The sequence below is a fragment of the Acinetobacter sp. 25-47-122 genome, assembly GCF_056779695.1.
On sequence record NZ_JBWYIJ010000002.1, the window covers coordinates 186261 to 199938 of the forward strand.

Annotated in this window: 13 protein-coding genes; 6 read left to right on the forward strand and 7 right to left on the reverse strand. The window is 41.4% G+C overall.

Features of this window, described 5'->3' with window-relative positions; translation table 11 throughout:
- The first annotated feature begins 23 nt into the window (after positions 1 to 23).
- Positions 24 to 209, forward strand: a complete 186-nt coding sequence (locus tag AC1M9P_RS02420; RefSeq protein WP_035265716.1) for an NF038105 family protein — start codon at positions 24 to 26, stop codon at positions 207 to 209.
- A gap of 47 nt (positions 210 to 256) precedes the next feature.
- On the opposite strand, the gene pal is transcribed toward AC1M9P_RS02420, so the two are convergent.
- The 6 genes from pal to ybgC form a co-directional block, all read right to left on the reverse strand.
- The gene (pal, locus tag AC1M9P_RS02425) at positions 257 to 829 is read right to left on the reverse strand and encodes a peptidoglycan-associated lipoprotein Pal (protein ID WP_035265718.1); all 573 of its coding nucleotides are present in this window, start codon (positions 827 to 829) and stop codon (positions 257 to 259) included.
- Positions 830 to 857: 28 nt separating this feature from the next.
- The gene (gene tolB / locus AC1M9P_RS02430) at positions 858 to 2141 is read right to left on the reverse strand and encodes a Tol-Pal system beta propeller repeat protein TolB (protein ID WP_035265720.1); all 1284 of its coding nucleotides are present in this window, start codon (positions 2139 to 2141) and stop codon (positions 858 to 860) included.
- Positions 2142 to 2278: 137 nt separating this feature from the next.
- The gene (tolA, locus tag AC1M9P_RS02435; protein ID WP_481586626.1) at positions 2279 to 3496 is read right to left on the reverse strand and encodes a cell envelope integrity protein TolA; all 1218 of its coding nucleotides are present in this window, start codon (positions 3494 to 3496) and stop codon (positions 2279 to 2281) included.
- Positions 3497 to 3499: 3 nt separating this feature from the next.
- Complete coding sequence (gene tolR, locus AC1M9P_RS02440; protein ID WP_035265723.1) at positions 3500 to 3949, reverse strand: protein TolR; 450 nt, start codon at positions 3947 to 3949, stop codon at positions 3500 to 3502.
- Entirely contained in the window at positions 3950 to 4648 is a 699-nt protein-coding gene (gene tolQ / locus AC1M9P_RS02445; RefSeq protein WP_179998400.1) for a protein TolQ, read from the reverse strand.
- 23 nt (positions 4649 to 4671) lie between these two features.
- Positions 4672 to 5079: a tol-pal system-associated acyl-CoA thioesterase gene (gene ybgC / locus AC1M9P_RS02450; RefSeq protein ID WP_035265725.1), complete on the reverse strand. Its 408-nt coding sequence runs from the start codon at positions 5077 to 5079 to the stop codon at positions 4672 to 4674.
- A 262-nt stretch (positions 5080 to 5341) separates the two neighbouring features.
- Here ybgC and AC1M9P_RS02455 point away from each other — a divergent pair, with 262 nt between their 5' ends.
- The 4 genes from AC1M9P_RS02455 (at position 5342) to AC1M9P_RS02470 (ending at position 11330) form a co-directional block, all read left to right on the forward strand.
- Positions 5342 to 6568: an acetamidase/formamidase family protein gene (locus tag AC1M9P_RS02455; RefSeq protein ID WP_035265726.1), complete on the forward strand. Its 1227-nt coding sequence runs from the start codon at positions 5342 to 5344 to the stop codon at positions 6566 to 6568.
- Between the two features lie 285 nt (positions 6569 to 6853).
- Complete coding sequence (locus tag AC1M9P_RS02460; protein ID WP_481586627.1) at positions 6854 to 8515, forward strand: flavin-containing monooxygenase; 1662 nt, start codon at positions 6854 to 6856, stop codon at positions 8513 to 8515.
- Positions 8516 to 8527: 12 nt separating this feature from the next.
- Positions 8528 to 9436: an alpha/beta hydrolase gene (locus AC1M9P_RS02465; protein ID WP_481586696.1), complete on the forward strand. Its 909-nt coding sequence runs from the start codon at positions 8528 to 8530 to the stop codon at positions 9434 to 9436.
- Positions 9437 to 9704: 268 nt separating this feature from the next.
- Positions 9705 to 11330 (forward strand): sigma 54-interacting transcriptional regulator, encoded by a 1626-nt coding sequence (locus AC1M9P_RS02470; protein WP_481586628.1) that lies wholly within the window; start codon positions 9705 to 9707, stop codon positions 11328 to 11330.
- Positions 11331 to 11362: 32 nt separating this feature from the next.
- On the opposite strand, the gene mobR is transcribed toward AC1M9P_RS02470, so the two are convergent.
- On the reverse strand, positions 11363 to 13039 hold the full coding sequence (gene mobR, locus AC1M9P_RS02475) for a phenol degradation transcriptional regulator MobR (protein WP_481586629.1): 1677 nt from the start codon (positions 13037 to 13039) through the stop codon (positions 11363 to 11365).
- 355 nt (positions 13040 to 13394) lie between these two features.
- Here mobR and AC1M9P_RS02480 point away from each other — a divergent pair, with 355 nt between their 5' ends.
- Positions 13395 to 13664: a phenol hydroxylase subunit gene (locus AC1M9P_RS02480; RefSeq protein ID WP_481586697.1), complete on the forward strand. Its 270-nt coding sequence runs from the start codon at positions 13395 to 13397 to the stop codon at positions 13662 to 13664.
- Positions 13665 to 13678 lie beyond the last annotated feature (14 nt).

A 13678-nucleotide genomic window follows, 5' to 3' on the forward strand; every position in this document is an offset into this window, starting at 1 on the left:
ATGATTTTAAAAGGAGCTTTAAAATGAGCATTCAAAAGTTTGAAGCAACTCCAACGCCAGGTGAGGCAATCGACTTAAACGAAATTAGTTCAGAGAGTTCCAAGGAAGCATGGAAACAGTACGAGGCTAAACCTGAATATAAAGAGTTTAATAAGCATGACATGATTGAGTCTATGCAAGTGCCCATGCCAGACTCGCAAAGGTCTTAAACCTGATATAAAAAAAGCGCTCGAATTGAGCGCTTTTTTTGCATTCATTAGCGAAGAAGTGGTGGCACTGCTTCATAATTGAGTTCTACACGACGGTTTTCTTTCCACGCAGCTTCATTATTACCTGTATTAATTGGCATTTCTTTACCATAACTCACAGCTTCGAGTTGGTTTGGATTTACACCATTTGTAACTAGATAACTTTCAACTGCTTTGGCACGTCGCTCACCCAAAGCCATATTGTATTCACGCGTTCCACGTTCATCGGTATGACCAGTTAATGCGATTTTAGAGTTTGCATTTGCCAATAAAAATTGTGCATGTGCTTGGAGGGTTTGATAGTCCTCAGTAGATAGCTCACTGCTGTCATAATCAAAGTGAACAACACGTTTAGCCAAGAAAGCTTTATTGGCTTCAGTTACCCCTTTAGCAGAAGCACCCGTTAAGTTTTGAGCATTTAATGCTGCATCTTCACTGAGACCAGTCGTATTTACAGAGGTGGACGTTGATGGTGGTGTCATCGTAGTGGTATCTGTAGTTGCTGGTTTACGGCTTGCGCAACCCGTCATTACTAAACTAACAGCAATGAGTGGAAGAGCAAACGTTTTAATCGCGTTCATGTTCATCTCCTTGAAAGATTAAATTCGATTATTTGGGTGCCCAAGCAGGTTCACGAACTTCACCTTGTTCGCTAGGTAGGTTCATGCGGAAGCGACCGTCTGTAGACATAATCGATAACAATCCACGGCTGCCTTCACGTGTCGCATACACGACCATTTGACCATTTGGTGAAAAGCTTGGTGATTCATCTAAACTGGTTGGCGTTAAAATGTTCGTGATTCCAGTTGAGATTTCTTGAATTGCTACCTTATAGTTGCTGCCTGAAGGGCGATGTACTAAAGCAACATATTTACCATCGGCACTTAAACTTCCACGTGCGTTGAATGCTCCGCGGAAAGTCAAACGTTTTGTTGAACCATCGGCAAATGTGTAATGATAGATCTGTGCTGAACCACCACGGTCTGAGGTAAAGATAAAACCTTTACCATCTGGGGTATAGCGAGCTTCTGTATCAATTGCTGTATTATTTGTCATACGCTTCACTTGGCGCGTATTTAAATCCATTTGATAAATTTCAGGGTTGTCATGCATTGAAGCAGTGAACAACATGCTTTTACCATCAGGGGAAAAACTTGGCGCACCGTTTAAGCCACGGAAGCCAGCTAATTTTTCACGTTGTCCAGTCGCTAAATCTTGAACATAGATGGCTGGACGTTTGGTTTCGAATGAAACATAAGCGATTTTTTTGCCATCAGGCGTCCAAGCAGGGGATAAAATTGGATCGCGTGAACTCAATACAGTGCGTGGTTGTTCGCCGTCCGTATCTGCGATTTGTAAAGTGTAGCGATTATCAGGAGTCGCAGGATTTCGCAAAACATAAGCGATGCGACCACTAAAGTCACCAGGAATACCTGTTAATGCTTGGTAAATCGCATCACTGATCATATGTGCTGCAGATCGAATGCGCGATGGTGGTACAGTTAATAGTTCATTGAGCAAATATTGTTGTTTTTGGACATCATAGAGTTGGTAATGAACAGCCAGTGAACCATCAGGATTAGTTTTAACTTCACCATTCACAACATAAGGTACGCCTGCAGATTGCCAAGCAGCACCATTGGCTTGATTGATGGTTGCTGTTGCAGGTAAATTTTTAGATGAACTGGTAAAGCGACCTGAACGGTTTAAATCTTGCTCTACAACAGGGTATAAGCGTTGATCACCTAGGAATGGCACGATAGCAATTTTTGGTGCTTCTTCAGGTGCTTTAGCAATTTCAAGATGAAGCTGTGCATAAGAGGTCGTAATGAGAGCAGGGCTAAATGCTACCAAAATTGCTAAACCGAGAAGATGTTTTGAGATCATTTTCATGAGAAGTCACGTACTCAAGATACTAATTTTTCGAATATTCTAGCTTTTTAGCATATAGCTCCGTACCGAATCTATATAAAGCGTGTAATTATCCGCAATTCATGAAAAAACCTTTCGACGAATCGAAAGGTTTTTTATTATTTCACGGTGAATGAAGAAGTGAAACTACGAGCTTCACGCCTTGCATCAGGATCGGATGGCATCGGATATGGTGCTGCTGCACGAACAGCCTGTTCGACACTGGCTTTGACATCTGGATCTGATGCATTGACGATGACTGAAGTCACAGAACCACTGTCAGATAATGTCACGCGTGCTGTCGCTTTTTGACCTGAAGAGCCTATTGGCATTCTCCAAGCACCTTTAATTTTTTGCTCAAAGTCTCTTTTTGCTGAAGAAGCGATGCGTTTAGATTCAGCTTTTTTATTGGCTGCTTCTTGTCTGGCTTTTTCAGCCGCAGATTCTCGAGCTTCAGCTTCGGCACGTTCTCTGGCTTCGGCATCCGCTTTTCTTTGTGCTTCCTGACGAGCTTTCGCATCAGCTTCCGCTTTAGCTTTGGCATCAGCTGCAGCCTTAGCTTTACGATCAGCATCCTGTTTGGCTTTTGCATCAGCTTCAACTTTAGCTTTCCGATCAGCATCTTGTTTTGCTTTGGCTTCAGCAGCAGCTTTAGCTTTCCGGTCGGCTTCTTGTTTGGCTTTAGCATCGGCCTCCGCCTTAGCTTTCCGATCAGCTTCTTGCTTAGCTTTGGCTTGAGTTGCCTCAGCTTTAGCTTTTCGATCAGCCTCTTGTTTCGCTTTTAAAGCCGCATCAGCTTTCGCCTTTTGTTGTTGTTCCTGTTTTGCGTTTTGCTCTGCTGCTTTGGCTTTTTGGGCGGCCTCTTGTTTAGCTCTAGCATCGGCCTCAGCTTTAGCTTTCCGATTCGCTTCTTGAGTCGCTTGACGTTGTGCTTCAGCCGCTGCTTTACGTTCGGCTTCTTGTTGAGCTTTAACCGCAGCCGCTTGCTCAGCTTTACGGTCGGATTTTGGCTCTTCGACTTTTGGTTGAGCTGGAGGAGGTACAGCAGGCGCAACAGGAATCACAGGAGCATTTTGAATAGGCTCATTGGTCTGTTGAACATTTTCTTGAACGTTCTGGTGCGCTGTATCTGAATGATCAGATTCAACCAATGGTGTGGGTTCAGGTGGTACCAGATCTTCAGGTTTCACTAAAACTGTTTTAACAGTTTTAGTTGGCTCAGGAGGTTGAGTCAACCCAAGGAACAATAAGCCTGTGATCGCAATCACATGGACCGCAACAGTGAATCCGATTGCAATTTTCTTTTCTTTTGAAAAGCGAGAGTTAGATTCTTTCATAGCTTATTGAATTGGTTTGGTCAGCAAGCCAACTTGATTGATCCCTGCATCTTGTAAGTTAGACATGAGCGTCATCACCTCACCATAAGGTCGAGTGTTATGACCATTAATGACGACACTAAATTGTTTATTCTCACGTTCAGCAGTTTGTTGTGCATCACGAAGTATCTGTTGTAATTCCTGCAAGCTCAGTGGACTTGGTTGGCTACCCTTGTATTCTAAAAAGTATTGTCCTTGTTGATCTAAAGTCACCATAGCTGGTGCATCCTTAGATTCAATCGGTACACTGTTTGCTTCAGGTAAATCAACTTTTATGCCACTTGTGATCATTGGTGCAGTCACCATAAAAATCACCAAAAGTACTAACATGACGTCAATATAAGGAACTACATTCATGTCACTGTTAAGTGGCTTTTTAATGCGTTGGAAACGCCCTGAGCGACGAACGGCCATTTATTCAGCTTCCTGTGTAGAACCCACAGAACGACGTTGTAAAAGCGCCACCATTTCTTCAGCAAACAAGGAACGATCTGAGTAAATTTCTTCACTTTTGGCCGTATAGTGGTTGAATGCAAGTACTGCAGGAATCGCAGCAAATAAACCAATAGCAGTCGCAATGAGGGCTTCCGCGATACCTGGTGCGACAGTTGCTAGCGTCACTTGATCGACTTGGGCTAAGCCGATAAAAGCATTCATAATGCCCCAAACTGTACCAAATAAACCAACATAGGGCGCAACTGAACCAATACTGGCAAGTGCACTGAGGCCTTGTTCCATACGGCTCTGATCTCGGCTTAAACCCACCCCAAGAATACGCTCTGTGCCATCAATGACTTGTGCTGTTTCAGCTTTGGTTTTTTTGAGTTTGAGAAACTCTGCAAAACCAAGATAAAAAACATCTTCCAAGCCTTCACGCTTAGAGTTGACTTGTGCATTGTTATATAAAGTGTTGAGTTCTGCACCAGACCAAAAAATCTTTTGAAAATGATCATCACCTTGGCGAGCTTTTTTAAAAGTCATATGTAACTTGGCAATAAGGTACCAGCTAAAGAGTGAAGCTAGTACCAACACCAGCATGACCAGTTGTACGACTGGACTCGCTTGAAGAATTAAATCTGTGACGTGAAGTGAAGATTCGAGTTGTGTTGCCATAGTTACATGTGCCAATCATATTTTTATGCGTGGGCTAATTCTTTTTCGATTAGATCACGGATTTCATTTGGAATTCTCAGCGGTTTCATTTCAGCGCTAATACACGCCAATTCTACTTCCCCTGAAGCTAGCATGATTTCACCACGATAAATATTTTGTTGCAATACAAAAGACGTTGCTTTACACGAAACTACACTTGCTGTAACAGTAATTAAGTCATCCATTAATATTGGACGTGAATATTTAAGCGCTAATTTATGCACGACAAAGTTGTAATCTTTTTGATGCCAGTAATGTGAAATCCCTGAAGCGCGTAACCATTCTGTACGTGCGCGTTCCATAAAGCGAATATGATTGGCATGATAAACAATGCCTCCTGCATCTGTATCTTCAATATACACTCGGATTTGAAATTCAAATTTGTTCGCCATACAGGTGTTCCATTACTTTAAATAGTCCAGTGTTTTGCAACATTCTTGACAAAGAATGCGAAACGCTGATTTATACAATGTTTGAAAGGCTTGAAGTTTAGCACTCCATTTTTACAGACCAATGGCACAAGATTTCAAAAATAGCTGTAGATTGGGCGAAATATTTTAAGATGAAAATGCAGATTTAATTGAATTTTAATCATGTTTGGCATAGGGATTGCTTAAATAAATTCACATGAAATTTATAGTTGGATTTGAGTGCATGTTAAAAAAGTTAGCTTTATCGATTTCGATTGCTACATCAATATTAAGTTTTTCGACTTTTAGTTCGGCTGAAGATTTTAAAATTTTAAAACAGATTGAAAGCAAGCCAACTTTACTAAAAAAAGGGGAATATGCTGGACACTATTATATTCCAAGCACACTCAATACTATTCAATGGGGTTATCTACCGAATAAAGATGCTAAGCCAGTTTTAACGGTTCCATCGGGGAGTCATGTGACTTTTGATACAGTGTCACATGAAGGTTTATTAGAGGACCAAGGGCGTGATGCTGAAAAATACTTTACATCTAAAGGTGTTAAAAAAGAGCACATTTTAGATGAAGCGAAATTGATCACCCGCTCTAATTTAAAGCATGATTTCCATAAAGATGGCCCACACATTATTACTGGTCCGATCTACGTTGAAGGTGCAATGCCGGGAGACGTGCTTAAAGTTGAAATCATCAAAATAGAACCGCGTGTTCCTTATGGTGTTATTTCAAACCGTCATGGTAAAGGTACATTGCCTGAATTCCCTAAACGTCAAAAACATGATCATGCTTCGCCAGAAAATCCAGATGCTTATGGCAATGTTTCAGTATTTACACCCATTGCGCAAAATAAAGAGGGTGTATGGGAGGGGGTGATTCAAACAGAATCTGGTAAAGCGATTCGTTTTCCATTAAATCCGTTTATGGGAACAATGGGAGTTGCACCGAATACCAGCGAACCTGTTCACTCAGTTCCACCCTCATTTTATGGTGGAAATATTGATATTAATGATTTAACTGCTGGGGCAACCGCTTATTATCCTGTTCAAGTTCCAGGTGCATTATTCTACACAGGTGATAGTCATTTCGTTCAAGGCGATGGTGAGGTTGCATTAACTGCTTTAGAGGGTTCAGCGCGCGCAACGTTTAAAATTAGTGTGTTAAAAGCGGGTAAAGATCATATTCCAGGTAAGCACCTTTCTCAGCCATTAGGTGAAAATGGTGAGTTTTGGATCACGCCTGGTTTAGATGAAGATTTGGATGAAGCAATGCGCAAATCTACGCGTGAAGCAATTAATTTCTTAGTGAATGAATATGGCATAAGTGAAGATATTGCATATGCTTATCTCAGTGCGGCGACTGATTTTGAAGTTTCTCAAGTTGTAGATAAAACAAAAGGCATCCATGCGATGATTCGTAAAGCAGATTTTAAAGAGTTCATCGAGCAGAAATAAATTTTTGAAATAAAAAATCCTCCTTAATGGAGGATTTTTTTTGCCTGCTGGAGTGTATCTTTGATGCCATGAATGAACTCCCTTCATTCTCAACTCCTTTATAAATTCATGTATATGTGAGAATTAGAGTTAATTTAGTGAAAACATGAATTTTTTTTACTTAGAAAATAAATATTTTTATAAAAAAACATATAGTTAAATTTTGGCATGCTCCTTGCGAAGTATCTGGTGGCTTAGATAGGACATTTAAGCATAAGGATAATTTATGAACACTGGAGACGTTTCATGGATAATTTAAATATTTTAACAAAAGGTGTGGACACCTTGGTGACGGTCGTTGGTGCAGGATTTACTGGACTTTATGCCTTATTCAAACTGCGTGATCAGATGAAAGTTCCAGTACGCGTGTTTGAAAGTGCACCGGATGTCGGTGGAACTTGGTACTGGAATAATTATCCCGGTGCACGTTGTGATATTGAGAGTGTGCATTATTCCTATTCATTTGATGAAAAATTACAGCAAGAATGGACCTGGAGCGAGAAATTTGCCGCCCAGCCAGAAATTCTACGATATCTCAATCATGTGGCAGATCGCTTTGACCTGAGAAAGGACATCACCTTCAATACCAAAGTCACGTCTGTGGTCTGGAATGAACAAGAAAAATATTGGACAGTAACGACCAATCAGGGTGAAGTCATTAAATCTCGTTTCTTTATTTCTGGTGTAGGGACATTGTCCGTGCCGAAAAAACCGGAATTCCCAGGTGTAGAAAACTTTAAAGGTCCAACACTGATTACCGGCAACTGGCCAAAACAACCAATCAGCTTGAAAGGCAAACGTGTTGGTGTAATTGGCACCGGTTCTACGGGTATCCAGCTTATTACGGAAATTGCCAAAGAAGTCGGTGAGTTATATGTGTTCCAGCGTACACCAAACTACTCCACTCCATTGGGTAATGGGCCTACTCAGGCAGAGGAAGATCTCGAGAACAAGGCCAAATATACTTTAATCAGACATAATGCCCGCAATCATTTCCTGGGGGTACCTTATAACGAAGTACAGCCTTCAGCACTGGCAGTTTCCGAAGAAGAACGTTTAAAAGTTTATGAAGACCGTTACCAACGTGGTGGTTTCCGTCTGTTTATTGATAGTTATCAGGATATCTTGTTTGATCCGAAAGCCAATGAAACTGTATCCGAGTTTATTCGTCAAAAAATTCATGCTCGTGTGAAAAGGCCAGAAGTAGCAGAATTGTTGGCACCGAGAGATTATTGCTATGGCACTAAACGACCACCCATGGAAAGTGGATATTACGAAGTATTTAACCAGGACAATGTGCATTTAATTGACGTTAAACAAACTCCAATTTCCCGTATTGATGAGAATGGCGTTGTGGTTGGTGATCAGTTGCATGAGGTGGATGTCTTGATTCTGGCGACCGGTTTTGATGCCATGACTGGACCATTATTTGCGTTAGGGATCCAAGGCAAGAACCATGAAAAACTGACTGAAAAATGGAAAGAAGGACCACGTACCTATTTGGGGCATACCGTGAGTGGATTCCCGAATTTATTTCTTGTGACAGGTCCACAAAGTCCTTCAGTGCTATATAACATGCCTTTAGCGATTGAAGATCATGTTGATCTTGCGACAGGCATTATCCAACACATGATTGATCATCAGCTTCTTGAAGTTGATGCAGATGCTCAAGCGGAAGAAGAATGGGTGAATCATGCTAATGAGCTGGCTCAGGCAAGTCTGCTACCAAATACGGATTCTTGGTATATGGGTGCCAATATTCCCGGAAAACCACGCCGTTGCCTGGTGTATTTAGGTGGAGCACCGAAGTATCGTGCGATTTGTGATGAGATGATTGCTAAAGGTTATCAGGGTTTTCATTTTAAAGCAGGCGATCCTAACAGTACTTTACTTCAACAAGTGTCTTGATCGGTCAGGAGAATTCATATGCCAATTACTCAAGAAATTGCAACTCTACTCGGTCAGATCCAAGAAGCAGGAGTGAAACCTTTTCATCAAAGTCAGGTAGATGAAGTGCGTGCAGTAGTTGAATCATTCCACAACATGCAAAAGCCGGTCGAGGTGAAAACCAAAACGACCGATGTTGAGTACCGCACAGGAACTTATCTGCGCATTTATCAGCCAGAACTTGCAGGAAAAACACTCCCTGTGCTGGTGTATTATCATGGAGGTGGCTTTGTCGCTGGTTCGCTGGCTGTAGCCGATGAAACTTGCCATGTGCTGGCGCAAATGAATCAACATATTGTGGTGTCAGTGGATTACCGTTTGGCGCCTGAGCATCCGTTTCCAGCCGCACATGAAGATGCCAGACAGGGATTGGAGTGGGTGTTTCAACATATTCAAGAATATGGCGGTGACGAGAATCAAATCTCAGTCATAGGTGACAGTGCAGGAGGTAATCTTGCAACGACATCTGCGTTATGGGCTGTATCACAGGATATGAAGATTGCCAAACAGATCTTAATATATCCAGTGATACAGCCTGAGATGGATTCTGCCTCAAGAAATGATGAAAATGGTTATCTAATTTCGCAACAGGATATGGACTGGTTCTGGAAAAATTATCAGATCCAAGATGGGCAGTCTGTTCAATATTCACCTTTACAGTATGACAATCTATCCGCTGCGCCAGAAACTTTAATTGTGACCACCGAATATGAAGTATCGCGGGATGATGCGGAATATTATGGATTCCGTTTAATCGAACAAGGTATAACCACCACCATCAAGCGTATTCGGGGTGGTGTACATGGTATTTTCTGGCTATCTGCAGTCGTGCCTGAACACCAGACGATTCGGGAGGAAATTGCTCGATTTTTAAAGAAATAACTCCCATTCAAAACCAGCCAGTGAATGGCTGGTTTTCACATTCAAAGCGCATTAATCTTATCGATATGTGCTTGATATGCTCGATGAGATTGAAGAATGAATCAAAGGAGCAAAACGTAGTGTTTTGTAGTTTTGTCATCTTTGACACTGTATTTCTAAATTGGCGATCTATACACTGACCTAGAAACGCCTGCTTATTTATAAAAATAATAATATATTCAAACAGTTCAGGAAATTTGAAATTAATTGAGGGATGGAGTAATACTCAATGAAAAATTATATGGATATATCGGTTAGCGATTTTATTAGTAAAATTTCTTTTGAAAGTGAGGACGGTAAAATCTGGTTCGATGGAGATCGATCACTTCTCTTTAATGCGAATAGTTTGTATACACTGAAGCATTTTTTAATTGATGAATATGGGATTGATCTAGCTAAAAAAGTTATCTATCGCTGGGGTTATGAAATTGGTAGTGAAGATGCTGTGCGAGCGCTCAAACTGCGCGCAGATGATCAGTTGTCAGCTTTTGTGGCCGGACCTCAACTGGCCAAGATTCGTGGCATGGTAAATGTTGATATTGAGACGCTGGATTTCAATCCCAAGCAAAACAAGTTTAAAGGTATATTCAAATGGAATGACTCCTATGAAGCCTATGCACAAATTAAGAACAGGTCTTACTCGACACACTGTTGCTGCTGGTGGTTGACGGGTTATTCCAGTGGTTATACCTCAAAATTTTTAAATGCTCCCTTTCATTATGTCGAAACACATTGTGTTGCCAAAGGAGATGAGTGTTGCCGGATTGAAAGCCATGAAGGGCAGGACCGTCATTTTGGACTGAAATCTGAATATTTCATTGAAACCATTAAACCATTATTTTCCAACAGCTACTTTGATGCCATAGGGAAATCCAAGACCTTTGCCAAGGTGTGCCAATTATTGCTCAAGGCAGCAGAGTCGGATATTACGGTATTGCTACAAGGCAGCACAGGGGTTGGGAAAGAAGCATTTGCGCGTGGTATCCATCAGAATAGTGCCCGTAAAGATAAAGAATTTGTCGCAATTAACTGTGCCTGTCTGCCAGAGCAACTGATTGAAGCGGAATTGTTTGGTAGTAATAAAGGCGCATTTACCGGGGCGACTGAAAATCGCTTTGGTAAATTTGAACGGGCAGATGGGGGCACCATTTTCCTGGACGAAATTATCGAGCTATCCCCTAAAGCGCAGGCGTCTTTGCTTCGTGTTTTGCAAACTGGAGAGTTTGAACGGGTAGGGGATACCAAGACCCGCAAGACCAATGTCAGGGTGGTGGTCGCTTGTAATGAAAGTCTGAAAAAAGCAGTAGATGAAGGACGTTTCCGCAGTGATTTATATTACCGGCTTGCCACTTATCCGGTATTAATCCCATCATTGAAAGAGCGTCGGGAAGACATTAATTTACTGCTGGAATATTATATTCGGTTCTTTGAAAAGCAGTACGAGAAGACCTTCAACGGATTTAGTGACCGGGTTTATGCTTTCTTCAACAGTTATGAGTGGCCGGGGAATATCCGCGAACTGCGAAATATTGTGGAACGGGCAGTGCTATTGTCCAATGATGTGTCATTGGACTTAGAAGACCTGATGTTGGAAGATAATGTAATTCAGAGCTTTGTTAGCCAGCATAAGCAGAAAGTGAATGGCATCAAAGGCATTGCTACTCAAAGTGATCTGGATCAGTTCATTGAAAATCTGATGCACAATTCAGAACAGCTAGATATTGAATATGTCGAAGCCACGATTTTACAAACAGCTTTGCAAAAGTATCGCGGCAACGTGTCGAAAGCCGCACGTTATTTGAATATGACACGAAGTGCACTGGAATACCGGTTAAAAAAGCACGCAGTAATATAAGTTGAGGGTGTTTGGGTATGAAATATAGAGCCTTAGGATAAGGCCCTATATTTCTTTAAGCGGTAATCCAATGTTGCCCGGCTAATGCCAAGTAAACGTGCTGCTTCGGAGACGTTGTTCTGACTCTGTTGCATGGCTTGTACAATAATCTGCTGTTCGTAATGCTCCAATGAAAAGTCAGGAGTAAATAGTTCTGCAATTTTTTGTGAATTAAATGATTTGGAAGGGAATGTTTCCCGATAGCTATTTGTCTCAGCGGCTACAACATCGGGAAATAAATCACGTAGTTTAATCTCTTGTTGATCATCTGTGAGTAGTGCTGCGCGTTCCAGCACATTCTCTAATTCACGGATATTACCTGGCCAATTGTAATTTATAAAGAAATGTTTGGCTTTGTCACTTAGTCCTTTAAATTTTTTGTCATATATATTTTCAAAGCGTTTAAGAAAATGACTGACCAGCAGGGGAATGTCCTCCCGCCGTTCACGTAATGGCGGAATACGTACCGGAAAAATATTTAGGCGAAAATACAGATCGGCACGGAATCGACCCTCTTTGACAGCTAATTCTAGATCTTCATTGGTAGCAGCTACCACTCTAACATCGACTTTTCGGGTCTGATAATCGCCTACACGCTCAAATTCACCTTCTTGCAGCATTCGTAATAAGGCTGCTTGGGCACGAGGGGATAACTCAGCCAGTTCATCCAGAAAAATCGTACCTTGATGGGCACGTTCAAATTTACCTATTCGTTGACTGACTGCTCCTGTGAAAGCCCCCTTTTCTACGCCAAAGAGCTCAGCTTCAATCAGGTCATGTGGGATACAAGCACAGTTAACTGCGATAAAAGGCTTATCTTTGCGTGGACTAGCATAGTGAATACCTCGTGCAAAAGCCTCCTTACCAACACCTGTTTCCCCAGACAAGAGTACGGCCACTTTACTGCCAGCCGCTTTTTTGAGGAGGTCACAGACATTGCGGTAAGCCGCAGATTCTCCGACCGCATTAAACATGCTGTAGTCGACCTCGGCACGAGTATAAATATCGAGTTTTAGCTGATTCAATTCAGCGCGTAATGCAATGATTTCGTCCGATATAGGGTCAGGAGACATAAATTGTACAAGTTCTTCAGCATTTTCCCATTCAGTTAAGGGTTTACCAATGATCCGACAATGATCATGACCTTGGGCAATACATTGGGTTTCCTGATAAATAATGGTTTGTCCCATGACATAGCTGCTATATCCACAAGCATAACCAAGTTGTAGCCAGCAAGCAGGTTCATCGGATTTACCAAATTCGCTCAGGTGAACTTCACCTTCAAAGGAATGTCGCCAGTTAAAGTCGGCATAGAACTCATGGTTGCGATGGCTCAGCTGAAGTGTATTGACTTCGACCTGTACCATCCCACGAATACCATGCATTTGTGGTCCTGCCATAAAAGCCTCTGTTTCATTGAGGTCTGGACGAAGTTGTGCAGTGGCTTCGGCATCTCGCATACCAGCCTGATAACCACAACGAATAAAGAACCTTTTGGCTGGCTCATAACCCAGCATATCGTGCAAGTCTTTGCGTAGAAAACCAAAAATATCGGTATGTAGCAACAACATACGATTTTCTTCAAACCAAATCTGACCATGAGCGGCATCGAACTTAATCCGGTCAATCAGGTCCTGAATATCTTGTTGTGGCTTCAAAAATGGCTGCATGCGCAATGTCCTTCATTTTATTCTGTGCTCAATATCCTATGAAGCACTTTTTCATTACTTGTGTACTAATAACGAACTCAAAATTTATACATATCATCATACTGTACATAAAGTGCATGAAAATGCCAGATGGATATTTATAAAAAAAAGAGTTGAAATAGTCTTTCATCATTTGATAAATATTTTTTTAATTGTGTTCATCATTTGATGAAATCAAAATTCAAAAAAAGACATTAAATACAATAAATATTATATAAATCAATTTCTTAAAAAGTTGGCACACTAATTGATATATGTATGTGGAAGGAAGTTTGTCCAGCAAGAAGGATTCTTAGTCATGACAAATCAAATAGGGATGCCACAACTCACCAAATATATCCGGGTGACGGGTGACCGTAATGCCAAATTTGTTGAATTTGATTTCGCTATTCACGATCCAAGTCTGTTTGTCGAACTGGTGCTACCTCGTGAAGCTTTTATACAGTTTTGTGAGACCAATCAAGTCGTCGAGATGACTGAAGAACAGAAAACCAGAAATGATGAGGAAGAAGAAAAATGGCGCTATGGGACTGAAGTCACTTTAGTCAATGCACAGCGATATATCCCAGATCAAGAAGATCTTTAGAAATAGCTTAAGGA